Source organism: Methylobacterium nigriterrae (genome assembly GCF_037106235.1).
GTDB classification, from domain to species: domain Bacteria; phylum Pseudomonadota; class Alphaproteobacteria; order Rhizobiales; family Beijerinckiaceae; genus Methylobacterium; species Methylobacterium nigriterrae.
The window spans coordinates 37,922-61,777 of sequence record NZ_JBAWTG010000002.1 but is presented as its reverse complement, the minus strand read 5'-3'; the positions used below and the strand labels follow the sequence as shown (position 1 = coordinate 61,777).

23 protein-coding genes are annotated in these 23,856 nt (G+C 71.9%); 11 read left to right on the top strand and 12 right to left on the bottom strand.

Annotation, left to right across the window (positions count from 1 at the left end; genetic code table 11):
* Positions 1–567, bottom strand: coding sequence for a helix-turn-helix domain-containing protein (locus WDW90_RS01880; RefSeq protein WP_336485566.1), 567 nt, complete (start codon positions 565–567; stop codon positions 1–3).
* Positions 568–606: 39 nt separating this feature from the next.
* Positions 607–1,029: a PAS domain-containing protein gene (locus WDW90_RS01875; protein WP_336485565.1), complete on the bottom strand. Its 423-nt coding sequence runs from the start codon at positions 1,027–1,029 to the stop codon at positions 607–609.
* A 584-nt stretch (positions 1,030–1,613) separates the two neighbouring features.
* On the opposite strand from WDW90_RS01875, the gene WDW90_RS01870 reads away from it, so the two are divergent.
* From WDW90_RS01870 to WDW90_RS01860, 3 genes are all read left to right on the top strand, one after another.
* Entirely contained in the window at positions 1,614–2,144 is a 531-nt protein-coding gene (locus tag WDW90_RS01870) for an ankyrin repeat domain-containing protein (protein WP_336485564.1), read from the top strand.
* Between the two features lie 135 nt (positions 2,145–2,279).
* A complete protein-coding gene (locus WDW90_RS01865) occupies positions 2,280–3,428 on the top strand; it encodes an iron-containing alcohol dehydrogenase (protein ID WP_336485563.1) in 1,149 nt (382 codons plus the stop codon).
* A 58-nt stretch (positions 3,429–3,486) separates the two neighbouring features.
* The gene (locus tag WDW90_RS01860; RefSeq protein WP_336485562.1) at positions 3,487–5,268 is read left to right on the top strand and encodes a pyrroloquinoline quinone-dependent dehydrogenase; all 1,782 of its coding nucleotides are present in this window, start codon (positions 3,487–3,489) and stop codon (positions 5,266–5,268) included.
* 13 nt (positions 5,269–5,281) lie between these two features.
* Here WDW90_RS01860 and WDW90_RS01855 read toward each other — a convergent pair whose 3' ends face one another.
* Positions 5,282–6,601, bottom strand: a complete 1,320-nt coding sequence (locus tag WDW90_RS01855) for an O-antigen ligase family protein (RefSeq protein ID WP_336485561.1) — start codon at positions 6,599–6,601, stop codon at positions 5,282–5,284.
* Positions 6,602–6,738: 137 nt separating this feature from the next.
* Entirely contained in the window at positions 6,739–7,935 is a 1,197-nt protein-coding gene (locus WDW90_RS01850) for an MFS transporter (RefSeq protein WP_336485560.1), read from the bottom strand.
* Between the two features lie 106 nt (positions 7,936–8,041).
* Between WDW90_RS01850 and WDW90_RS01845 the strand changes: the two genes are divergently transcribed.
* Positions 8,042–8,791: an AraC family ligand binding domain-containing protein gene (locus WDW90_RS01845; protein WP_336485559.1), complete on the top strand. Its 750-nt coding sequence runs from the start codon at positions 8,042–8,044 to the stop codon at positions 8,789–8,791.
* Positions 8,792–8,817: 26 nt separating this feature from the next.
* Here the strand turns inward: WDW90_RS01845 and WDW90_RS01840 are convergent, their stop codons facing one another.
* The 4 genes from WDW90_RS01840 to WDW90_RS01825 all read right to left on the bottom strand — a co-directional run bounded on the left by WDW90_RS01840 (position 8,818) and on the right by WDW90_RS01825 (position 13,163).
* A complete protein-coding gene (locus tag WDW90_RS01840; protein ID WP_336485756.1) occupies positions 8,818–9,294 on the bottom strand; it encodes a VOC family protein in 477 nt (158 codons plus the stop codon).
* Between the two features lie 464 nt (positions 9,295–9,758).
* Complete coding sequence (gene dctP, locus WDW90_RS01835; RefSeq protein ID WP_336485755.1) at positions 9,759–10,781, bottom strand: TRAP transporter substrate-binding protein DctP; 1,023 nt, start codon at positions 10,779–10,781, stop codon at positions 9,759–9,761.
* A gap of 375 nt (positions 10,782–11,156) precedes the next feature.
* The gene (locus WDW90_RS01830) at positions 11,157–12,065 is read right to left on the bottom strand and encodes an alpha/beta hydrolase (protein ID WP_336485558.1); all 909 of its coding nucleotides are present in this window, start codon (positions 12,063–12,065) and stop codon (positions 11,157–11,159) included.
* Positions 12,066–12,176: 111 nt separating this feature from the next.
* A complete protein-coding gene (locus WDW90_RS01825; protein WP_336485557.1) occupies positions 12,177–13,163 on the bottom strand; it encodes a lytic transglycosylase domain-containing protein in 987 nt (328 codons plus the stop codon).
* A gap of 158 nt (positions 13,164–13,321) precedes the next feature.
* Here WDW90_RS01825 and WDW90_RS01820 point away from each other — a divergent pair, with 158 nt between their 5' ends.
* From WDW90_RS01820 to WDW90_RS01790, 7 genes are all read left to right on the top strand, one after another.
* Positions 13,322–14,950, top strand: a complete 1,629-nt coding sequence (locus WDW90_RS01820) for an ABC transporter ATP-binding protein (RefSeq protein WP_336485556.1) — start codon at positions 13,322–13,324, stop codon at positions 14,948–14,950.
* Positions 14,951–14,954: 4 nt separating this feature from the next.
* Positions 14,955–16,181, top strand: a complete 1,227-nt coding sequence (locus WDW90_RS01815; protein WP_336485555.1) for a phosphopentomutase — start codon at positions 14,955–14,957, stop codon at positions 16,179–16,181.
* 347 nt (positions 16,182–16,528) lie between these two features.
* Positions 16,529–17,155 carry a TetR/AcrR family transcriptional regulator gene (locus tag WDW90_RS01810; RefSeq protein WP_336485554.1) on the top strand — a complete coding sequence of 209 codons (627 nt, stop codon included), beginning with the start codon at positions 16,529–16,531 and terminating at the stop codon, positions 17,153–17,155.
* A gap of 93 nt (positions 17,156–17,248) precedes the next feature.
* On the top strand, positions 17,249–17,719 hold the full coding sequence (locus WDW90_RS01805) for a DUF2852 domain-containing protein (RefSeq protein WP_336485553.1): 471 nt from the start codon (positions 17,249–17,251) through the stop codon (positions 17,717–17,719).
* A 156-nt stretch (positions 17,720–17,875) separates the two neighbouring features.
* Complete coding sequence (gene upp, locus WDW90_RS01800; RefSeq protein WP_336485552.1) at positions 17,876–18,517, top strand: uracil phosphoribosyltransferase; 642 nt, start codon at positions 17,876–17,878, stop codon at positions 18,515–18,517.
* A gap of 114 nt (positions 18,518–18,631) precedes the next feature.
* Complete coding sequence (locus WDW90_RS01795; RefSeq protein WP_336485551.1) at positions 18,632–19,648, top strand: NAD(P)H-quinone oxidoreductase; 1,017 nt, start codon at positions 18,632–18,634, stop codon at positions 19,646–19,648.
* Positions 19,649–19,804: 156 nt separating this feature from the next.
* A complete protein-coding gene (locus WDW90_RS01790; RefSeq protein ID WP_336485550.1) occupies positions 19,805–20,104 on the top strand; it encodes a hypothetical protein in 300 nt (99 codons plus the stop codon).
* A gap of 56 nt (positions 20,105–20,160) precedes the next feature.
* On the opposite strand, the gene WDW90_RS01785 is transcribed toward WDW90_RS01790, so the two are convergent.
* The 4 genes from WDW90_RS01785 to WDW90_RS01770 form a co-directional block, all read right to left on the bottom strand.
* The gene (locus tag WDW90_RS01785) at positions 20,161–21,042 is read right to left on the bottom strand and encodes a 3-hydroxybutyryl-CoA dehydrogenase (protein ID WP_336485549.1); all 882 of its coding nucleotides are present in this window, start codon (positions 21,040–21,042) and stop codon (positions 20,161–20,163) included.
* A gap of 173 nt (positions 21,043–21,215) precedes the next feature.
* Entirely contained in the window at positions 21,216–22,163 is a 948-nt protein-coding gene (locus tag WDW90_RS01780; RefSeq protein ID WP_336485548.1) for an electron transfer flavoprotein subunit alpha/FixB family protein, read from the bottom strand.
* 91 nt (positions 22,164–22,254) lie between these two features.
* Positions 22,255–23,004 (bottom strand): electron transfer flavoprotein subunit beta/FixA family protein, encoded by a 750-nt coding sequence (locus WDW90_RS01775; protein WP_336485547.1) that lies wholly within the window; start codon positions 23,002–23,004, stop codon positions 22,255–22,257.
* Between the two features lie 267 nt (positions 23,005–23,271).
* Positions 23,272–23,844, bottom strand: a complete 573-nt coding sequence (locus WDW90_RS01770) for a cob(I)yrinic acid a,c-diamide adenosyltransferase (RefSeq protein ID WP_336485546.1) — start codon at positions 23,842–23,844, stop codon at positions 23,272–23,274.
* Positions 23,845–23,856 lie beyond the last annotated feature (12 nt).

Sequence of the window (23,856 nt, the reverse complement as noted above, 5' to 3'; positions counted from 1 at the left end):
TCAGGCCTTGGCAACCGCGACGACGTTGCCGTCAGCCAGCGAGAAGTGGATGCCGGCCTGCCGCAGGGCCGCGATGGCCGTGTGGCGCGAGCGGGCGGCGGCGGCCTCGCCGTCCTGCTCCAGGCGGCGCACCGTGGAGAAGGACAGGCTGCTTGCGGCAGCCAGATCGGCCATCGACCAGCCGAGCAGGGCCCGCGCCGCCCGGATGTGACACGCTCCCACGCGCTGCTCCAGCCCCTGCCGGAGAATCCCTGTGGCCGGTCCCGATCCCGCTGCGGGCTGCGTGAGGCCGGTCCACTCGACGATCCGTCCTGAGGCATCCCGCACCGGGACCAGGACGAACCGGTAGCGGCCGGTCTCGGCATTCGCCAGCACCACGGCCGCCTCGATGTTGAACGGTTCTCCGGTCGCGATGCAACCCATGCCGAACTGTCGCCAATACTCGCGCTCGCGCTGATCGACGACGAGGCCGATGTCCAGGGCGAGCTCCTCCCGTGGGATCCCGAACACCGCGGGCGCTTCCGCAGGAACGATGGCCTCCCCCCGCGGGCCGTGTGCCAGGATCATGGTGCCAGCCTGCTCGAACAGCGCTTGCTTGCGCCGCCGCTAGGCGGCCTGCAGGCGGGCGAGCGCCTCGCGGTCGGTGATGTCGAGCACCATGCCGGCCGCGCCGCGCGGACGGCCGTCGGGCGCGAAGTAGATCTCGGACCGGCCTGAGAGGATGCGGATCGAGCCGTCCGGACGGATCACCCGGAAGGTGTGATCCTGCAGGAGGCCCTGCTGCATGATCTGGGCGCTGGTCTCGATCTCCGGCCGGTCCTCCGGGTGCACGAGGCCGAGGAAGAGCTCGTAGCTCGGACGCACCGTCCTCGGCTCCAGCCCGAGCAGGCGGTAGAAGCCCGCCGACCAGACATGCTCGTTCGTGGCGAAGGTCCAGCCCCAGTTGCCGGTCAGTCCGTAGCTCTCGATCAGCCGCAGGAACTCGCGCGACGAGAAGGCGAAGCTCTGGATGTTGGGCGGTGCGTTCATCGGCGCGCGATCCCGACTATCGCCGCCATCGGCAACCTCCATCGGCGACCGGTGCGGCGTCCGTCAGCTCCGTGCATGTCGAGACTCCGATGGACAATCGATGAACTCCCGCGACGATGTCCGCTCGCATCTCAATAATCACCCCGCGCGGCGAGCAAGCCCGAGGTTTGAGCAGCGTTTTCACCGTCGGAGCCGGGCGCCGGTCCGGGCGTGATTCTGATGTTTCCGGATTATCCTAACTTATGTTGGTTGTAAATTCTGTCCAGTTTCAATGCGGGCGTAGTTCCGTCGTGCCGAAATGTAATCGGATCTGGCCCTGTTCCGGAAGATATTCATATTACACTTTGAAGTTGTATTCTGGCGCCGATCTTGCCGTCCGGTTGAGGCCTGCCGAGCGCTGCGGGCGGCCGACCTGGAGCGATCTTCGCCGAAGCGGAGGGCGGCCGGTCGCGAGGGCGGGCGCCCGGACCGTGACGAGGCCAGCCCGGCTTCGGGGCCAGAGGGAGGCCCGCCCCTATGCGGGCTGGACAGGGGAGCGCGCCGGCGCCAGATGCGCGGGACGGAAATCCTCGCCCGAGACCCCGATGGCCGACCCCGACGCTCCGAAGCCCGTCCTCGACGCCGAGACTCTCGCCTTCGCGGGCCGGGTCTTCCAGTACGCCCGGGCCGGGCACGCGGAGGAGCTGGCCGCGCTGTTCGCGCAGGGGCTCCCGGCCAATCTGCGCAACGACAAGGGCGACAGCCTGCTGATGCTCGCCGCCTATAACGGCCAAGAGGCCGCGACGCGGGTGATCCTGGAGGCCGGCGGCGACCCGGAACTCGCCAACGATCGCGGCCAGACGCCGCTCGCGGGCGCGGCCTTCAAGGGCGAGACCGGCATCGCGCGGCTGCTGCTCGCGCACGGCGCGCGGGTCGACGGCACGGGCGAGGGCGGCCGCACGGCCCTGATGCTGGCGGCGATGTTCAACCGCACCGAGATGGTGGACCTGCTGCTCGCGCACGGGGCGGATCCGGACCGCCGCGACGGCACCGGGCAGAGCGCCGCCGAGATGGCGCGGGCCATGGGCGCCGCCGACACCCCGGCCCAGGTCGCCCGGGCGCCGCGCCCGGCCTGAATCCGGCCAGCGTCATCTGGGCAGGGTCATCCGGGCAGCGTCGGGCCGCATGCGCTGCCCGGTCCCACGATTGACAGCCATGCCGCGCCCGGGCTTCGATTCCGTTCACTCGCCATCAGGGGACGGGCCGCGACGATGGGCTTCACCTTCCAGACAACGCCCTCGCTCCTCGTCGAGGCCGGTGCCTCGGGCAGGATCGCCGGCCTGCTGCGCGATCTCGGCTGCCGCCGCGCCCTCCTCGTGACCGATTCCGGCATCGCGCGGGCAGGGCTCCTCGGTCCGGCCCTCGACGGGCTGAAGGCCGCCGGCATCGCCGCGAGCCTCTATGCCGGTGTCACGGCCGACCCGCCGGAATCGGCGGTCGAGGCCGCGGCGGCGCAGGCGCGCGAGGCGGAGGCCGACGCGGTGCTGGGCCTCGGCGGCGGCTCCTCCCTCGACGTCGCCAAGCTCGTGGCGCTCCTGGCGCGCACGCCGCAGCCCCTCGCCGAGATCTACGGCGTCGGCCTCGCCCGCGGGCCGCGCCTGCCGCTGGTTCTCGCCCCGACGACCGCCGGGACCGGCTCGGAGGTGACGCCGATCGCGATCCTGACGACGCCTGCCGGCGAGAAGAAGGGCGTCGTCGCCCCCGTTCTCCTGCCCGACTGGGCGGTGCTCGACGCCGACCTCACCCTCGGCCTGCCGCCGGCCGTGACAGCAGCGACCGGCATCGACGCGATGGTGCACGCGATCGAGGCCTATACGAGCCGGCACCGCAAGAATCCGCTCTCGGACGCGCTGGCCCGCGAGGCGCTGGCGCTCCTCTGGCGCCACATCCGCACGGCCTGCCGCGACGGCCGCGACCGGGCGGCCCGCGAGGGCATGCTGCTCGGCGCGATGCTCGCCGGCACGGCCTTCGCCAACGCGCCGGTGGCGGCGGTGCACGCGCTCGCCTACCCGGTCGGGGCGCGCTTCCACGTGCCGCATGGGCTCTCGAACGCGATGGTGCTCGCCCCCGTGATCCGCTTCAACGCGCCCGCCGCCGCGGCGCTCTACGCGGAACTCGCCGGGATCCTGGTGCCGGAGGCGGCCGGCAGCGCCGAAGCGCGCACGCAGTCCCTCGTCGCGGCGCTCGCCCGGCTCGCCCCGGAACTCGGCCTCGACGCCCGCCTCTCGGCGGCCGGCATCACCCGCGACGACATCCCGGCCCTGGCCCGAGACGCGATGCTGCAGACCCGCCTTCTCGTGAACAACCCGCGCGCGCTGACGGAGGCCGATGCCCGCGCGCTCTACGCCGAAGCGCTGTAGGCTCGCCCCGAAACAGACGTCCGGGCGAGACCGCCCGAACCCGAGGACACACCGCCCGATGCCCGTCGACAGCCCCCGCCGGCCCGCACGCCCGGCGCGCCTCCTGCTCGCGCTCCTGCTCTCGGCCGGCTCGCCGGCCCTCGCTGAGGACTGGCCGGTCTTCGGCGGCGACCACGGCAACGGCCACCACTCGCCTCTCGACCGGATCGACCGGAGCAACGTCGCCCGGCTCCGGCCCGCCTGGATCTTCCAGACCGGCGTGACCGGCTTCTTCCAGGCCGAGCCGGTGATCGTCGACGGCGTAATGTACGTCTCGACGACGGGCAACCACGTCGCGGCGCTCGAGGCGAGGACCGGCCGGGTGCTCTGGACCTACACGCACAAGGCGCGGACCGAGAAGATCTTCGGGCCGCCCTCGAACCGGGGCGTCGCGGTCGCGAACGGCCTCGTCTACGAGGCGACCATGGACGGGCGGGTCATCGCCCTCGACGCGAAGACGGGCAAGATCGTCTGGGACCACGAGGCGGTGCGGCCCGAGGAGGGCGAGACCGAGACGGCCTCGGCGCTCGCGGCGCGCCTGGGCGACAAGCCGGTCCAGGGATCGAGCCGGCTCGGCTTCAAGATGCCGCCGCTCGTGGCCGAAGGCCTCGTCATCGTGGGCGTGGCGGGCGCCGGCTACGGCCTGCACGTCGAGGACGACAAGGGCGGCCTCGACGGCGGGGCGGTGGTCGGCATCGAGGGCGGCTACGGCCGCCGCGGCTGGCTCGCGGCCTACGACGCGAGGACCGGCGCCGAGCGCTGGCGCTGGTACGTGACGAAGGCCGACGGCTGGGAGGGCGGTTTCGTCGAGAGGACCGCGGACGGCGTGCCCCTCCACCGCGACGTCGCGGCCGAGAAGGCGGCCGCTCCCGCCAACCGCGAGGCCTGGCGGGTCGGCGGCGGCTCGCTCTGGATGACGCCGGCCTACGACCCGGATCTCGGCCTGATCTATCTCGGCACCGGCAACCCGGCGCCGCAGAATTTCGGCCTGACCCGGCCGGGCGACAACCTCTACACGATGAGCCTCGTGGCGCTCGACCTGCGCACCGGCAGCCTGCGCTGGCACTTCCAGCAGGTGCCCCACGACGAGTGGGGCTACGACGTCGCGAGCCCGCCCTTCCTGCTCGACTATCCGACGCCCGACGGCCCCGTGAAGGCGGTGGCGCAGGCGAGCAAGACCGGCTGGCTCTACGTGCACGACCGCGCGACGGGGCGGCTGCTGGCCCGATCCGAGCCCGTGATCCGGCACAAGAACCTCTACGCGCCGCCGACGCCGGAGGGCACGGTGGTGAGCCCGGGGCCGCTCGGGGCGATCTCCTGGCACCCGGTCGCCTACGACCCGGCGCTCGGGCTGGCCTTCGCGCAGGTGCGCCACGGCGCGGCGACCTACACGGTCAAGACCGTGCCGGCGGCGGGTGGCCGCCCCGAGATCCGCTACACCGAGACGAGCGAGGCGCGGGGCGAGCCCGCCTTCAGCACGCTGACGGCGATCGATCTGCGCGCCGGGGGCCGGATCGCGTGGTCCGTGAAGGCCGGGAGCCGGCTCTCGGGCGGCACGCTGTCGACGGCGGGCGGCCTCGTCTTCTCGGGCGAGGAGGACGGGCATCTCGACGCGCACGACGCGCGCACCGGCGCCGTCCTGTGGCGCTTCCAGTGCGGGGCGGGCATCAGCGGGCCGCCCGTCACCTTCGCGCTCGACGGGCGGCAATACCTGGCGGTGGCGGCGGGCGGCTCCTCCTACACCAGGGCGTCGGGCTTCGGCACGGGCGACGCGCTCGTGGTGTTCGAACTGCCGCAATGAGGGCAAGCGCGCCTCAGCCCGCGATCATCCGGTGGGACATCTGCAGGCGCAGGCCGAAGACGGACATCATCAGCATGCAGCAGGTCGCGTCGTTGCCGTTGTAGAGAGCGGATTCGAAGTTCGCCGTGACGAGCGCGAAGAACCAGAGGCGAACGAACAGCAGCGTCGTGGGATCGAGATCACGCCCGGCGGCGAGGCGGAGCAGGTCCCGCAGCGGCGCCAGCACGAGCGCCAGGATCGTGACGGCGAGGCCCGGCAGGCCCATGATCAGGGCGGTGTCGAGATAGGCGTTGTGGGCGTGGTTGGCCGTGTGGGTCCAGTCCGACACGAGCCCGCTTCCGTACATGGTGCGCTCGGTCATCCAGAAGGCGCCGTAGCCCCAGCCGATGAGCGGGCGCTGCGCGATGTTCTCGACTGCGAAGGTCCAGATCTCGCTGCGCCCGGTGAAGGAGGCGTCGGGGACCAGCATCCCGAGAAGCTCCTGCACGGGCGGCAGGAAGATCGACCCCACCGAGACGACGCTGAGGACGAGGACGGGGCCGACGAGCAGCAGCGCGCGGATCGCCCGCCCGGTGAGGAGGCGGCACAGGGCCGTGACCGCCAGGATGATCGGCAGCAGCGCGAGGGAGGTCTTCGAGAAGGTGCCGAGCAGGAAGATCGCGGCCGCGCCCGCGATCAGCCAGCCGAGGAAACGGCTCAGGACGGCCGCGACGTAGAGGCCGACGATCGTCAGGATGACCATGCCGGCGCCGGCCATGTTCTTGTGCGGGTAGATGCCGCGCCACAGGCCGGGATGGGACGGGTCGCTCTCCACGTCGAAGGCGGAATGCACCGCGAGGTTCGGCACGAGCGCGACCGCCAGGTAGCAGGACGCCAGGATGATCGCGGCGCCGATCGCCAGCGTCACGGCGAACTGGCGCCGGTCCCGCGCGACGACGAGCACTCCGGCGGCGAGGAACGCCGTGATGAGGAGGAACAGCACGCGCCGGATTGACAGCATCGGCTCGACCGAGGTCAGGACGGTGAGCCCGAGCCACCCGGCGCAGAGCAGCAACGGCCAGGTCGCGAGCGCCCGGAAGCGGCCGAGCCCGAGCCGCCACAGCACCGCGCCCATGGCGAGCGCGAGGCCCACGAAGATCGCCTGCGTGCCGAGGCTGCCGCCCTCGGAAGCTTCGAGCAGCGAGCGGTCGCTGATGTCGACGAGCCAGAGATGGTTCCAGAACGCCACGAAGACGGCGACGTTCAGCCCGACCCGCATCCAGTCCGGGATGTCGCGGGCGGCCGGCGCGGCGGGCGCGGCGGGAACGACGTCGATCGGTGCAGCCGAAGACACGGGCGGCCTCATGGCGGGGAGGTCGCGTGGGCCCGAACGGGCCGGCGACGCGCCATCCTAGCCGGGAAAGACGCGAGCGGCCGGCCGGGCGCGCGGCTTGCGCCCGTTTATCGCGCCTTAAGGTTGATGCGGGCGGCTCACTCGGCGGGCGCGAGGGCCCGCGCGCCGTCGCGCCGCGTCAGCCCGAAGAAGCCGAGCGCCGAGGCGAAGATCACGAACCCGAACGCGGCCGCGAGCCCGAGCACGAGCCCGAAGCCGCCGCGCTCGTGCAGGAGCGCGATCATCGGCACCACGAAGCCCGCGACCGTGAAGCCCAGGAAGTAGCGCACGCTATAGGCCCGGGCCCGGTAGGCGACCGGCACGTAGCGGGCCACCATCGCGTCGTTGATGACGACCTGCCCGTAGAGCGCCGCCATGGTGAGGACGAGTCCGACGAGGAGGGGGAGCCCCGAGCCGGCCGCCGCGATGCCGAGCCCGAGCGGCTGCAGCACGGCGAGCCCGACGAACAGCGTCGGCAGGCTGTAGCGGTCGATCAGGCGCCCCATCAGCACCTGCGTCAGGGCGCCGAACACGAACACGAGGGTCGCGAGCGAGCCGATCAGCGCGAGCGGCAGCCCGTCGCCGACGCGCTCGTCGATCACCTTCGGCATCGCGATCGTGGTGATGTTGAAGGTCATGCCGCCCGCCACGATCGCGATGCCGAACACGGCCAGCAGCGCGAGCGGGCGGGAGACCGGGATGACCGGCGCGCCGCCGCCCCTGCGGGCGCCGCCGTCGCCGTCGCCGGGCACGAGCGCAAGGAAGGCCGTGCCGCAGGCGAGGCACACGAGCCCGGGCAGCACGAAGGCCGCCTGCCAGCCGAGGCCGGCGGCGAGAAAGGCCGTGACGCCGGAGGCGGTGGCCGCGCCGAAATTGCCCCAGACGCCGTTCACCCCGAGGTCGTGCCCGAGCCGGCGCGCGTGGCTGACCAGCATGGTCGAGCCGACGGGGTGATAGATCGCGGAGGCGAGGCCGAGCACGCAGAGCCAGATCGCGAAGGCCGCGGGGGTCGCCGCGCTCGCCACGCCGAGGCAGGACAGCCCGTAGCCGAAGAAGAAGATCGCCAGCAGGGTGCGCCGCCCGTAGCGGTCGGCGAGCCAGCCCATCGGCAGCGAGCACAGGCCGAAGGCCACGAAGGCGCCCGTGGCGAGCCCGATCAGCTCGCCGTAGCTCAGGCCCGTCTGCGCCGCGATGGCGATCACGGCGGTCGGGTAGATCAGGAGCACGTAATGGTCGAGCGCGTGCGCGACGTTGACGAAGCGCAGCGTGCGGCGGGACAGGGTCTCGGGCGCCATTGGGCCGGCATCTCCGTGGTCTCGCCCCGTCCATACCTGACCCGATGGACGCTGTCGGGCCGAAGATGTACGCGATCGGGCCAAGGTGACGGCCGAGGAAGCGGCGATGCGATCGATTCGGGCCGAGGATTACCAGGACGTGCCGCGCCGGGTCGCGGTGATGCCCAAGACCTTCGCGGCCGGCAGCCGGACCGAGCGGCACTTCCATCCGCGGGCCCAGCTCCTCTACGCGACGGCGGGCCTGATGATGGCGAGCGCCGAGGACGGCACCTGGGTCGTGCCCGAAGGGCACGCCCTCTGGATCCCTCCGCGCCTGCCCCACGCGGTGGTGATGCACGGCGCCGTCTCGATGTGCTCCGCCTATCTCGCCGCCGAGGCCGTCGCGGGATTCCCGGCGCGCGCGCAGGTGATCGAGGTCTCGCCGCTCCTCGCCGCGGCGCTCGCCGCGCTCACGCGGGAACCGGTCCTGTACGACGAGGACGGGCGCGGCGGCCATCTCGCGGCCCTGGTGCTCGACGAGATCGCGCGGGCGCCCGAGACGCCCCTGACGCTGCCGCTGCCGCAGGATGCCCGGCTGCGGCGGATCTGCCTCGGGCTGATCGACGACCCGGCCCTGGCCCTCGACATCGACGCCTGGGCGGAGCACGGCGGGGTGAGCCGCCGCACCCTGACCCGGGGGTTCCGTCACGAGACGGGCCTGAGCTTCGCCGCGTGGCGGGCGCGGGCGCGGGTCGTGCGGGCGCTCGCGCTCGCCGCCGACGGGCGTGCCCCGCGCGAGATCTCGGCCGCGGTCGGCTATCGCAGCCTGCAGGCCCTGCGCGGCCGGGTCGAGCGCCTGACGCGGCGCGAGGCCTGAGACCGGAACGCGGCTGCGGACATACGTTATCCGCGCCGGGCCGCCTCGATCGCCGCGACGTCGATCTTGCGCATGGTCATCATGGCCGTGAAGGCGCGTTTCGCCTCCTCGCCGCCGGCCGCCATCGCGGCGGTGAGCACGCGCGGCGTGATCTGCCACGAGATGCCCCAGCGATCCTTGCACCAGCCGCAGGCGCTTTCCTGCCCGCCATTGCCGACGATCGCGTTCCACAGACGGTCCGTCTCCGCCTGGTCGTCCGTGGCGATCTGGAACGAGAAGGCCTCGCTGTGCCGGAACGCGGACCCGCCGTTCAGGCCGATGCACGGGATGCCGGCCACCGTGAACTCGACCGTCAGCACGTCGCCCGCCTTCCCCGACGGGTAGTCGGCCGGCGCCCGGTGGACGGCCCCCATCGCGCTCTCCGGGAATGTCTCGGCGTAGAAGCGGGCGGCGGCCTCGGCGTCCTTGTCGTACCAGAGGCAGATCGTGTTCTTGGCGACCATGGTGGCTCCTACCTCGCGCTGCCGGCGATCGGGCATCGCCTTCGACTCGCATGGATGCCGCAGCATCCCGTTCATCCAACCATCCGGCGTAAGGCTTGCAAAGGTAAGGCTTGCGAAGGATGGCGACCGACATCCGCCCGTCGCCGAGGTGGCAATGGCTTCGCGCCCATCTCGGCCGTTCAGCGGGTTCATCCGCTCGCTCCAAAGCGGCGGCTCAGGACGACAGGCGACGATCCGCAACGGCTCGCAAGCAGCCCTTGGCTACGGGCACCGAGCGTCAGGTCCGACCACCGGGATGCAAGCCGACCGGGGATGCCGCTCCGGCCCGCGAGCGGCGGGGACGCGCTGCGAAGCCGGGAAGCCGAACTCGCCGGCCGGCGACGGCATGAGGCCCTGTCCGGCCGACCCGTTCGCGGGCAGCGACCGCCGGCCGCGACCTTGCGTCGAAGCCGTCCCGGCCCGGCTCAGGGCACCTGCTCGGCCAGCTTCAGGAGCTCGGCCGTCCGGGCGGATTTTCCCGCGAAGTCCTTCCAGGCCGTCTCGCGGGCGAGCTCCCGCCACTTGTCGATGTGCTCGCCCGTGAGATCGTGGATCTTGGCACCGCGCGCCGCGTAGATCCGGGTGATCTCCTCGTCGTCGTGCCTGGCCGCCGCGAACGAGAACGCCTCCAGTTCCAGCCCGACCTCCCGCACGGCCTTCTGCTGCTCCGGCGTCAGGGCATCGAATGTCGCCTTGGAGATGATCAGCGGCTCCAGGATGAACCAGAACGAGCGGCCCCGCCCGGCGGTCAGGTTCTTGGTCATCTCGTCGAGGCGGAAGGAGATTAGGCTGGTCGAGGCACTGACGGCGGCTTCCAGCGCCCCGGTCTGCATGCCGATATACATCTCGCTCGACGGCATGGTGGAGACGATGCCGCCCGCGCTCGAGAACATCATGTCCATCTCGCGCCCGCCGCCGCGGATCTTCACGCCCTTGACGTCCGTGGGCACCAGGATCGGGTGCACGCGGGAGGCGATGCCGCCCGACTGCCAGATCCAGGTCACGATGATCACGCCCTTGTCGCTCAAGGCCTTGGCCAGCTCCTCGCCGATCCGCGCCGTCCGCCACTTGGCGGCCTGGTCGTAGCTCGACACGAGCGCCGGCATCAGGCCGAGATTGGCCTCCACCACCTCGCCGCCGGCGTAGGAGAGCGGCACGAGGCTCAGGTCGAGCGCGCCCTTGCGGACGGCGCTGAACTGGGCGAGCGTCTTCATCAGCGACGAGTTCGGATAAACCTGGACCGTCAGGCTGCCGCCGGTGCGCTTCTCGATGTCCAGCGCGAAGCGGCGGCAGATGCGGTCGCGCGCATCGCCCTCCTCGAGGGTGCCGCCGGGGAACTGGTGCGAGAGCTTCAGCACCCTCGGCGCCTGTGCCCGCAGGATGGCAGGGCAGGCGAGGAGGCCAGTGCCCGCCGCAGCCGTGCCGAGCAGGGTGCGTCGCGTGATCATCATGTTTCCTCCGATCAGTGCCGCGGCTTTCTGCGTCCGCGGCCCGTGTTCGAGTGGTCCCGATCGTTCGCTCAGGTCAAGATGCGGTCGCGCTCGCCGTCAACGTGTCGGCGCGGCCGATCGACCGAGCCGCCCTTCACGAGCCCGTGGGTGAGCGCTTTCCCGCCCGCCGCGCATCTCGTCGTCGATGACGACGCGCTTCCGCGCCGGGCGCCGGCCGCGAGGCGACCCCGGCCATAGGCCATGCGGGACAGGATCCGGGATGCAGCTCCTGCATCCTTCCCCGTGCCGAGAGAGCCTGATCGGTGTGGCTGGAAACGCGCTCGACCGCGCGGAACCGAATCTGCGCGGTAGCGCGCCTGCGCGCGGGGCCGGTCAGGGCCGCGCGCGGGCCGCAGCCTGGACGCGCGGGTTGGCCTGGCCCTGCAGGAAGGCCGCCATCTCGGCCAGCGCCGGGGCCTTCGACCGGAAGGTCACCGAGAGCGCCAGCAGCGTGTCGGAATGGTCGAGGCCCGGATAGATCCGCTCCTGCACCGGCACGCGGGCGGCGCGGAGCTTCGCCGCGAGGCTCTGGGTATTGCGCGGGCGCACCACCGTGTCGGCCGCGCCGGTGGCCAGGAAGGCCGGCGGCGAGTGGGGACCCACGAAGGCGACGGGCTGGGTGGCGGCGGGGTCGGGCGCCTGCCCGAACACGCGCTGCGCGGTCTCCTGGTCGAAGGGCAGGAAGTCGTAGGGGCCGGACAGGCCGGCCACCGCCCGCACCACCTTCGGGTCGACGCCCGCCGACCGCAGGTAGTGCGGATCGAGACCCAGCATCACGGCGTTGTAGGCGCCAGCTGAATGCCCCGCGAGCACGATCCGGCGCGGGTCGCCGCCATAGGCCGCGATGTTGTCCCGCACCCAGGCGATCGCGGCGGCGCCGTCCTCCAAGAAGCCGGGGAACTGCACCTCCGGGTAGAGCCGGTAATCGGGCACCACCGTCACGAATCCCTGCGCGGCAAGCGCCTGGCCCACGAAGGCGTAATCCTCCTTCGCGCCGCTCTGCCAGGAGCCGCCGTAGAAGAAGACCAGCACCGGCGCGGTCTCGGGCGCCGATACGGGCACGAACACGTCGAGGCGCTGGCGCGGGTTCGGGCCGAAGGGCTGGTTCTTCAGCGCCTGCCGTCCGCCCGCATCGCGCGGGCCGATCGCGTCGAACAGGGCGAGCGGCGAGCAGGCCGTCATGCCGAGCGCCGCGAGCGCGAGGCAGACCAGGCTGGCGATGGCGGTGAGGGCTCGGGTCATGCGTCTCTCGGTTGCGCACATCCCCATCGCATGCCGGTCGGGGCGGATTCATGACGAAGGTAGGAAATCGGACGGTCGCGAGCGTGGCGGTGCGGAGGCGGACGCGGGCGCTCAGGTCCTGAGAACGATGCAGGCGCCGCCGACGGTGCGGATCCTGCCGCAGAGCGTGTCCGCCGCCTGCCGGCTCTGGGCCGGGATGCGGATGCGGTAGAAGGCGCGGGTGCCGCGGCTGCGCAGGCGCGTGCCGATGATCATCGGGCGCACCTCGCCGATCACCTGCGCGTAGGCCGCCCGCGCCCGCGAGAAGCTCTGCAGCGCGAGCGCCTTCGAGAAGTTGCCGGCGAGCTGGATGCCCCAGGGCGCGGCCGGCCCCTCGTTCAGGCCGAGCGCGAAGCGGTCCCCGCGCGACGGGATGCGCAGCGCCGCCGTGACCTGCAGGCAGGTCCGCGGCGCCTCCGCTTTCCGCTCCGCCGCCTCGGCCTTCTCGGCGGCTTCCCGCCGGGCGCCGTCCGGCTTCGCCTCAGCCTTGTCCGGTCCCTGCTTGTCGAGCGCCTGCTTGTCCGGCGGCTTGCCCTCGGACGGTCCCAACTCGACGCTGCCCGCGCCCCCGCGCCAATCCTCGGCGGGCTGGCCGGTGATGGCGTAGACGTAGGCGCGCGTCTCGGCAGGAAGGTCGCCCGAGCCCGCGAGCCAGTTCGAGACGCGCGTCGGGCCTCCGTTATAGGCGGCCGCCGCGAGCCCGAGATTGCCGAACTGGCGCCTGAGATCGGCCAGCAGATGCGCCGCGTGCGGGATCGCCTGCTCGGGGTCGAACGGGTCGACGAGGCCCCGCTCGCGCGCCGTGCCGGGCATGAACTGCGCCACCCCCTGCGCGCCGGCCGGGCTGACGACGCCGACCCGGAAGCTGCTCTCGCGCCAGATCAGCCGCGTCAGGAAGGGCACGGGCAGCCCCTGCGTCCTCGCCGAGCCCTCGATCAGCCGGCAGAGCGCCTGCTCGACGGTCTCGGTGGCGCCCTCGGACGGGGCGGCGGAGGCCGGCGCGGCGAGCAGGAGCGCGCCGAGAGCGGCGGCACAGGTCCGGAGCGGGAGCTTGGTCACGGCCCCGGTTCTAGCGTGGCGCGGCCGCGGTTCAATCCGGTCCGTGCGCGCGTCGCCGCATGGTTCGCCCAAGCCGGCCGCCCGCGCTATAACCGGCAAGGCCGCACCAGCCCGCGCCGACTGCCTCCCGACATGCGCCCCTCGAAATCCAGAGCCCGATGACCGAGCCGCTCCTGTCCGTCGAAGATCTCTCGGTCGCCTTCCGCACGCGGGAGGGCGAGACGCGGGCCGTCGACGGGGTGAGCTTCACCATCGAACCCGGCGAGACAGTGGCGCTGGTGGGCGAATCGGGCTCGGGCAAGTCGGTGACCGCGCTCTCGATCCTGCGCCTGCTCGACGGGGCGGCCCATCATCCGGGCGGGCGCATCCTGTTCAAGGGGCGCGATCTCCTGGGCCTGCCCGAGCGCGCCCTGCGCGAGGTGCGGGGCGCCGACATCACCATGGTGTTCCAGGAGCCCATGACCTCGCTCAACCCGCTGCACTCGATCCAGCGGCAGATCGGCGAGGTTCTCGCGCTCCACCGCGGCCTGACGGGCCGGAAGGCGCGCGCGCGCATCCTCGAACTCCTCGAACTGGTGGGCCTGCGCGACGCCGAGCGGCGCATGGGCGCTTATCCGCACGAATTGTCGGGCGGCCAGCGCCAGCGCGTGATGATCGCGATGGCGCTCGCCTGCGAGCCGGACCTGCTCGTCGCCGACGAGCCCACCACCGCCCTCGACGTGACCGTGCAGGCTCAGATCCTGTCGCTGCTCGCCGACCTGCAGCGGCGGCTCGGCATGGCGATGCTGTTCATCACCCACGATCTCGGCATCGTCGAGCGCATCGCCGGCCGCGTCTGCGTGATGCTGCGGGGCAAGATCGTCGAGGCCGGACCGGTGGCCGAAGTCTTCGGGAATCCGCGCCACGAATACACGCAGCGCCTGATCAGCTCGGAGCCGGCCGGGCGCGCCAACTCGGTGCCGACGGACGCGCCCTTCCTCGTCGAGGCCGGCCCGCTCAAGGTCTGGTTCCCGATCAAGGAGGGTCTCCTGCGGCGCACCACCGGGCACATCAAGGCGGTCGACGGCGTCAAGCTCCTGGTGCGCGAGGGCGAGACCGTGGGGGTGGTGGGCGAATCCGGATCGGGCAAGACCACGCTCGGGCTCGCGCTCCTGCGGCTGACGGGCTCCGAGGGACCGGTCGTGTTCCTGGGCCAGGCGATCGACGCGTTCGGCGTCGCCGCCATGCGGCCCCTGCGGCGGGACATGCAGGTCGTCTTCCAGGATCCCTACGGCTCGCTCTCGCCGCGCATGTCGGTGGCCGACATCGTGGCCGAGGGGCTCGTGGTGCAGGGCGAGATCCGCTCGGCCGCGGAGCGCCGGGCCGTGGTCGCGCAGGCGCTGGCCGATGTCGGGCTCGATCCGGCGTCGATGGACCGCTATCCGCACGAATTCTCCGGCGGACAGCGCCAGCGCATCGCGATCGCGCGGGCGATGGTGCTCAAGCCCCGCTTCGTCGTCCTCGACGAGCCGACCTCGGCGCTCGACCGCTCCGTGCAGTCGCAGATCGTGACGCTGCTGCGCGACCTCCAGCGCGAGCGCAAGCTCGCCTACCTGTTCATCAGCCACGACCTCAAGGTGGTGCGGGCGCTCGCCAACTACGTGCTGGTGATGCAGCACGGGCAGGTCGTGGAGGAGGGGCCTGCCGAGGAGATCTTCGCCCGGCCGAGGACCGCCTATACCCGCACCCTGTTCTCCGCCGCCTTCGCGATGGAGAGTGAGACGCTCGCCGACACCGAGACCGCCTGAGGCGATGGCCCGCGCACTGCTCATCGTGCTCGATTCGGTCGGCATCGGCGGCGCCCCGGACGCCGCCCGCTACGGTGACGCGGGCGCCGACACGCTGGGCCACATCGCGCAGGCCTGCGCCGCGGGGCGCGGCGACCGCGAGGGCCTGCGCCGGGGCCCGCTCGCGCTGCCGCATCTGGCCGCGCTCGGCCTCGGCCTCGCGGCGCGCGGCGCCACCGGCCGGCTCCCCCCGGGTCTCGAACCCGCCGGCGCCCCGCGGGGCGCCTACGGCCACGCGGTCGAGACGGCTGCCGGCAAGGACACGCCCTCCGGTCATTGGGAGATCGCGGGCGTGCCGGTGCTGGAGCCGTGGGGCCACTTCCCCGACACGCACCCCGCCTTCCCGGACGCGCTGACGCGGCAGCTGATCGCGCGCGGCGGCCTGCCCGGCATCCTGGGCGACGTGCACGCCCCGGGCATCGCCATCATCGAGGCGCTCGGGGCCGAGCACCTGCGCACGGGAAGGCCGATCTGCTACACCTCGGCCGACAGCGTCTTCCAGATCGCGGCCCACGAGGAGGCGTTCGGGCTGGCGCGCCTCTACGACCTCTGCGCGCTCGCGCGGGAGCTCTGCGACGCCTACCGGGTCGGGCGCGTGATCGCGCGGCCCTTCGTCGGCTCGGCGGAGGCCGGCTTCCAGCGCACCCGCAACCGCCGGGACTACGCCGTCGCGCCGCCGGGCCGCACGCTCCTCGATGCCTGCGCGCAGGCCGGACGCGCGGTGGTGAGCGTCGGCAAGATCGGCGACATCTTCGCCCACCGCGCCACCGGCCGCGAGGTCAAGCCCGGCGGCAACGATTCGTGCCTGACGGCGGCGCTCGACGCGTTCCGGGACCTGCCCGAGGGCGGCCTCGTCTTCCTCAACCTCGTGGATTTCGACACCGAGCACGGCCACCGCCGCGACGTGCCGGGCTACGCGGCCGAGCTCGAAGCCTTCGACGCCCGCCTGCCCGGGATCGAGCGGGCGCTCGCGCCCGGCGACCTCTGCCTGATCACGGCCGACCACGGCAACGACCCGACCTGGGCCGGCACAGACCACACCCGCGAACAGGTGCCCGTCCTCGCCTTCGGCCCCGGCCTCGCGGCCCGCGATCTCGGCCGGCGCGCGAGTTTCGCCGATATCGGCCAGGCGGTCGCGCGCCACCTGGGCCTGCCGCCGCTCGCCGCAGGCCAGGCCTTCCCGCTCACCTGAGCGATGGGCGCCTCCACCCGGCGCGCCGCCCCGGGGGCGGCAGTCGATGCAAGGCCATCGGTGCAGGCCTGCAGGGTCCCGCATCGCTACGCGGCTCTCCGGCCCGCATGGCGAGGGAGGCGCCTCGTGCTTCGAACCCCGGTCTCTCACCGCGACGCGTGGATCCGGGAGCCGTACCGCGCAGGGCCGAGGGGAACCGTGCGCGGGGCGGCGTGCGGACATTCGAGCCACGGCCGTGGAGCGCGGAGCGCGAACAGGGTCGAAAAGCCGCGCTCCCGTGTTAGGGAGGGATACGTTCCTGAAACGGCACGCGCCGTTCTCGGTGGGGCGCCTGCGAGGAGGACCCGTTGCGACCCTGGCGCGAAGGACCGGGCGACCGGCGCAGCTACCACCACGGCAACCTCAAGGAAGCCCTGATCGAGGCGGCGCGCCGGTTCATCGCGGAGCGCGGCGTCGGCGGCTTCACCCTGGTGGATGCGGCCCGGCTCGTCGGGGTCACGCCGGCTGCCCTCTACCGTCATTTCCGCGGGCGCGAAGCGCTCCTGGAAGAGGTGGCGGGCCGCGGCTTCGCGGATCTCGCCGAGAGGCTTGCCCGGGCGCTCACCTCGCGGGGCACCCCGCTCGAGCGCTTCACCCGCATGGGCGAGGCCTACCTCACCTTCGCGGAGGAGGAGCCCGGCTACTACGCGGCGATCTTCGAGACGCGCGGCGCCAATCTCGGGACCGGGCTGCCCGACCGTCCGAGCCCCTTCGATCTGCTGGTCGAGGCCCTGCAGGCGACGTTCCCGGACGGGTTCGCCGGTGTCGACCCGCGCTTCATCGCCCTCGAGGTCTGGGCGCTCTCCCATGGCCTCGCCACGCTCTCGGCCGCAGGCCAGCTGCCGCGTGGGCCCGGCACGCCCGACAAGTACGAGCTGCTGAGGGCCGGCGTGCTCGCGCTCGTGCACGGAGCGGGCGCGGCGAGGCCCGGATGAGGCACGCGGGAAATCTCGCGTGGCCGACCCTTGAAACGGGGCCGGCGGACCCGCATGTGAATGTGGTTCACATTAACATCGGAGCCGTGAACCGTGAGCTTTTCCTCCACTTCCCCTTGGGCGAGCGGCAAGGTTTGCCGTAGCGGCCCGTTCCCGCGCCGCTCCCTCGAGATCGGTGCCATCGTGGTGAGCTTCATCTACTGGTGGCCGCTCGCCGTCGCCTACGTCGCCTGGAAGCTCGCGGGCTATCCGGCGCTCACCGAGTTGCGCGACCTCGCCCGGCGCGGCGCCGGCTCGTGGACCGGCGAGGGCCGGCCGGCCTCCCGCTTCGCCCGCGCCTTCGAGGCGGCCAATGCCGGCGGCAATACCGGCAACTGGGCCTTCGACGAGTACCGCAAGGCCGAACTCGACCGGCTCGACGCCCAGCGCCGCGCCCTGCAGGAGGAGAGCCGCGCCTTCGCCGAGTTCGTCGAGGAACTGCGCCGCGCCAAGGACCGCGAGCAGTTCGACGCCTTCATGGCCAAGCGCCGCCAGCAGGGCGGCGACGGCACGACGGGCGCCTGATCCCGCCGGCCGCGCCGCGTCATCGAGGGCTCCCGCCGCAAGGCGGGGGCCCTTCTTGCATGGGCAGCCTTGGATGTGGCCGCGGCAGCGCCTTTCGTGCCATGTGGCCCTGAGACGTGACGGTCGCCGGGCCGTCGCGGCACGGGAGGATCGGCCATGCAGGGACAGGCGGCTTCGGTGACGGTGGTGGATCATCCCCTGGTTCAGCACAAGCTCACGCTGATGCGCGACCAGAGGCGTTCGACCCAAGGGTTCCGCCGGCTCCTCAACGAGATCGGGATGCTGCTGGCCTACGAGGTCACCCGCGACCTGCCGCTCGAGCCGGTCACCATCGAGACGCCTCTGCAGGCGATGGAGGGGCGCCAGATCCAGGGCAAGAAGCTCGTCCTTGCCCCGATCCTGCGCGCCGGCGTCGGCTTCCTCGACGGCATGCTCTCGCTGCTGCCCTCGGCGCGGGTCGCGCATGTGGGCCTCTATCGCGATCCCGACACGCTTGAGGCGGTCGAGTATTATTTCAAGGCGCCGTCGGACCTCGCCGACCGGACCGTGCTCGTGCTCGATCCGATGCTGGCGACCGCGAACTCCGCCGTCGCCGCCCTGGAGCGCCTGAAGCAGCGCGGTGCGCAGGACCTGCGCTTCGTCTGCCTGCTGGCGGCGCCCGAGGGCATCGCCCACCTCCGCGCCGCCCATCCGGACGTGCCGATCTGGACTGCCGCCATCGACAGCCACCTCAACGACCACGGCTACATCGTCCCGGGCCTCGGCGATGCCGGCGACCGGATGTACGGCACCCGGTAGGGCGGCCGTGCCGGCCGGCATGCCGACCGGCCGGGACGTGGCCGCCGGCAGCGGCCCGGGCCTTGCCAAGCGGCGGCCGGGCCGCAACTAGGGGTGGACTTCAAGGAGAACCCGATGTCAGCCACGCCGACCCTGCCCGAGACCATGCGCCAGATCCGCTTCGACGGCGCGGGCGGGCCCGAGGTCATGACGGTCGAGACGGCACCGCTGCCGCAGGCGGGCCCGGGCCAGGTGCTGATCGAGGTGGCGGCGGCGGGCGTGAACCGGCCCGACGTGATGCAGCGAAAAGGAAGCTACCCGCCGCCGAAGGGCGCCACTGACATCCCGGGCCTCGAGGTTGCCGGCCGGATCGTGGCGCTGGCCGAGGGCGTCACGGGTCTCAACGTCGGCGACGAGGTCTGCGCGCTCACCATCAGCGGCGGCTACGCCGAGTTCGCGGTGGCCGAGGCCGCCCAGTGCCTGCCGAGGCCCAAGCCCCTCTCGCTCGTCGAGGCGGCGGGCCTGCCCGAGACGTTCTTCACCGTCTATTCCAACGTGATCCAGCGCGGGCGCCTCCAGCCCGGAGAGATCTTCCTCGTGCATGGCGGGTCGAGCGGGATCGGCTCGACGGCGATCCAGATCGCCAAGCAGCACGGCGCCCATGTCTTCGCCACGGCGGGCTCCGACGAGAAATGCCGCTTCTGCGAGGATCTCGGGGCAGATGCCGCCATCAACTACCGGGAGGCGGACTTCGCCGAGGAGGTGAAGCGCCTCACCGACGGCAAGGGCGTGGACGTGATCCTCGACATGATCGGGGCGAGCTACCTGCCGCGCAACCTCGCCGCGCTCGCGGTCGAGGGCCGGCTCGTGATGATCGCCCTGATGGGCGGCTACAAGGTCGACGGGCTCAACATCACCCCCATCATGCTGAAGCGCCTGACCTTCACGGGGGCGACGCTGCGGCCGCGGCCGAAGAGCGAGAAGGCCGAGATCGCCGAGGGTCTGCGCCGCGATGTCTGGCCCGATCTCGAGTCGGGCGCGATCAGGCCCGTCATCCACGCGACCTTCCCGCTGGAAAAGGCCGGCGAGGCGCATGCGCTGATGGAATCGAGCACGCATCTGGGCAAGATCCTGCTGGTCACGGGGCGCTGATCCGCGGTTCCGATCCCCAGCCGATCACGCCCGCGCGAGGAACTTGCGCCTGCAACGCCGCGTTTCCGGCCGTCACATGGACGTGGTCACATGGACGTGTCGGATCGGTCGGATCGGACACGAACCGCCCGAACGGGCGCACAGGCGAGGTTGCAGATGGTTGAACGGCTTCCGGATGAAAAGGCGCGTCAGGGTTCGCGGGGCAAGCCGGTTCTGTACGTGCTGGTGGCGAGCCTCGTCCTGCTCGCGATCGCGACGGTGGGGCTGCTGACCTGGAACGGCGCCAAGTCGCCGAACGACTACGCCAGCCAGAGCCAGGATGCGTCGCGCCGCGAGGTGACCGGCTCGGTGACCGGCCAGTCCAACGCGCCGTCCTCCTCGAACAGCGGCAATGTCCCGGCGGCCAACCCGGCCTACCCGCAGCCGGCCCAGCCGAGCGCGAACGGGAACAAGTAGCGGCGCGGGACGCAACCTCCGGCTCGGCCACCGTGCCGGGCCGGCACGGCGCCGGTTCAGCGGGTGGGGACGGGGTGCTCGCCGCGGTAATCGTAGAAGCCGCGCTTCGTCTTGCGGCCGAGCCAGCCGGCCTCGACGTACTTCACGAGGAGCGGGCAGGGGCGGTACTTGGAATCGGCCAAGCCTTCGTAGAGGACCTGCATCACCGACAGGCAGGTATCGAGGCCGATGAAGTCGGCGAGCTGCAGCGGGCCCATCGGGTGATTCGCGCCGAGGCGCATCGCCGTGTCGATCGCCTCGACCGAGCCGACGCCCTCGTAGAGCGTGTAGATCGCCTCGTTGATCATCGGCAGCAGGATGCGGTTGACGATGAAGGCCGGAAAGTCCTCCGACATGGTCGAGGTCTTGCCGAGCTTGGCGATGAAGGCCTTGGCCGATTCGTAGGTCGCGTCCTCCGTGGCGATGCCGCGGATCAGCTCGACGAGCTGCATCACCGGCACCGGGTTCATGAAGTGGATGCCGATGAAGCGCTCCGGCCGGTCCGTCGCAGCGGCGAGCCGCGTGATCGAGATCGACGAGGTGTTCGTCGCCACGAGCGCGTCCGGGCCGAGCATCGGGCACAGGGTCGAGAAGATCTGGCGCTTCGTCGCCTCGTCCTCGGTGGCGGCCTCGATCACGAGGTCGCAGGCGCCGAGATCGGAGAAGCTCGCCGCCGGGGCGATCCGCTCGCGGGCGTCGCGCCGCTGGCTCTCATCGAGATGCGCCTTGGCGACTTGGCGGGCGAGGTTGCCGTCGATGGTTGCGAGCCCCGATTCGATGCGGGATGCCTCGCGGTCATTCAGCAAGACATCGATGCCGGCCACCGCGCAGACCTGGGCGATGCCGCTGCCCATCTGGCCCGCACCGATGATCCCGACCCGCTTGATATCGATGCCCATGTCGCAACCACGCCCCCGACGCGCGGCCCGACCGGCCGCCGAAAGATTCCCGTCGACGCGGCCGGCGTTCGAGGCTCGCCAAACGCGCGTCACGTCAATTCCTTAGACCATTCCCGCGCGGCGGTGGAGCCCAATCGCCGCGCGGGAATGCGTGTTCGTCAGTCCTCGACCGTTCAGCCCTTGGCCTTGGCGATCTCGGCCTGCAGGTCCGGCACGACCTGGAAGAGGTCGCCGACGAGGCCGTAATCGGCCACCTGGAAGATCGGCGCGTCCTCGTCCTTGTTGATCGCCACGATCACCTTCGAGTCCTTCATGCCGGCCAGATGCTGGATCGCGCCCGAGATGCCCACCGCCACGTAGAGGTCGGGCGCCACGACCTTGCCGGTCTGGCCCACCTGCCAGTCGTTCGGCGCGTAGCCCGCATCGACCGCCGCCCGCGAGGCGCCGACCGCCGCCCCCAGCGCGTCGGCCAGCGGCTCGATCAGCTCCCGGAACTTGTCCGCCGAGCCGAGCGAGCGCCCGCCCGACACGATGATGCGGGCCGAGGCCAGCTCGGGCCGGTCGGACTTGGCGATCTCCTCGCCCTTGAACGATGCCCCGCCGGCCTGGGGGGCGGCCGCCGACACCGCCTGGACCTCGGCCGCGCCGCCCTCGCCCGCCGCCTTGAAGGCCGCCGTGCGCACCGTGATCACCCGCTTCGGACCCGGCGCCTGCACCGTCTGGATCGCGTTGCCGGCGTAGATCGGCCGCTCGAACGTGTCGGGCGCGACCACCTTGATGATGTCGGAGACCTGCGCCACGTCGAGGAGCGCGGCCACCCGCGGCAGCACGTTCTTGCCCGTGGTCGTGGCCGCCGCCACGATCGCCTCGTAGGGCTCGGCGATGGCCGCGATCAGCGCCGCGGTCGGCTCGGCCAGCGCGTGATCGTAGACCGCGTCCTCAGCCAGCAGCACCGTCTCGACGCCCTCGAGCCGGGCCGCGGCCTCGGCGGCCGGCTTCGAGCCGGAGCCGAGCACCAGCGCGTGGATGGGGCCGCCGATCTGCTGGGCCGCGGTGAGGGCCTTCAGAGACGCGTCTTTGACCGTGCCGGATTCGTGCTCGATGTACAGGAGGGTGGCCATGGGATCCTCGGAAAAGAGTGCGGGCCCGCGGGCGCCTCGGGCCGGCCGGCGGGCGTGAGAGGGGCGGGGGGCGCGGCCCGCTCCAGAGCGATCAGATGACGCCGGCCTCGACCTTGAGCTTCTGCACGAGCTCGGCCGCCGAGGCGACCTTGACGCCGGCCTGCCGGCCCGGGGGCTCCTCGGTCTTGAGGACCTTGAGCCGCGGCGTGACGTCGACGCCGAGCGCGTCCGGCGCGAGCTCCTCCAGCGGCTTCTTCTTGGCCTTCATGATGTTGGGCAGCGACGCGTAGCGCGGCTCGTTGAGGCGCAGATCGGTGGTGACGATGGCCGGCAGCTGCAGGCTCACCGTCTGCAGCCCGCCGTCGACCTCGCGGGTGACCTCGATCTGGCCCTCGCCGAACGCGACCTTGTAGGCGAAGGTGCCCTGCGGCCAGCCCAGCAGCGCGGCCAGCATCTGGCCCGTCTGGTTCGAGTCGTCGTCGATCGCCTGCTTGCCCAGGATGACGAGCTGGGGCGCCTCCTTCTCGGCCACCGCCTTGAGGAGCTTGGCCACCGCCAGCGGCTCGCAATTGACCTCGGTCTTGACCAGGATCGCCCGGTCCGCCCCCATGGCGAGCGCGGTGCGCAGCGTCTCCTGGGCCTGCTGCGGGCCGATCGAGACGGCCACGATCTCGGTGACCTTGCCCTTCTCCTTGAGCCGGATCGCTTCCTCGACGGCGATCTCGTCGAACGGGTTCATCGACATCTTGACATTCGACAGCTCAACGCCCGAGCCGTCCGCCTTGACCCGGATCTTGACGTTGTAGTCGACGACCCGCTTCACCGGCACCAGAACCTTCATGGCGGTCACAATCCTCCGCAGGAGACATGGGCGCACGAGCCGACGCGTCTAGCGGCGCGGCTTCGCTCTCGATCTCGCTCGATTCCATGGGCCGGGGAGCGGACCGCACGGGATCAGGCCCCGACCAGTCAGGGCGGCGGACCGTAACGGCCACATTTCCGCCTTGTCAACGCGCCTGCGGCAACATCCCCGGCGTGGGCTGCGGAGGTGGCGGTCCCGTGTTTTGAAAAGCCGGTACGGAGTTGAACGAAGGCGCGATGCCCGCCCCTACCTGTTCTTGCCGGGGACCCAGAGCACGTCGTCGGCGCCGTTGGTGTTGGCGGTACGGCTCGCCACGAACAGGAAGTCGGAGAGGCGGTTGAGGTACTGCAGTGCTTCCGCCGAGACGGTCTCGCCATCCACCATCGAGAGTTGCACCGCCAGCCGCTCGGCCCGGCGGCAGACGGTGCGGGCGAGGTGGAGCGCGGCCGCCGCGGGCGAGCCGCCCGGCAGCACGAACGACTTGAGCGGCGCGAGGTCGGCGTTCAGCGCATCGATATCGGCCTCGAGCCGCTTCACCTGCTGAGGCACGACCCGGAGGGGTTCGTAGGCCGGCGGCGCCGCGCTCGGCGGGGTCGCGAGGTCGGCGCCGAGGTCGAACAGGTCGTTCTGGATGGCCGCCAGCATCGCGTCGAGGCGAGGCTCCGCGTGGAGCCGCGCGAGGCCGATGCAGGCATTGGTCTCGTCCACCGTGCCGTAGGTCTCGATGCGCAGGTCCGCCTTCGAGCGGCGCTCGCCGTTGGCGAGGGCGGTGGTGCCCTTGTCGCCCGTGCGTGTGTAGATGCGGTTGAGCGTGACCACCGGCGCCGCGGG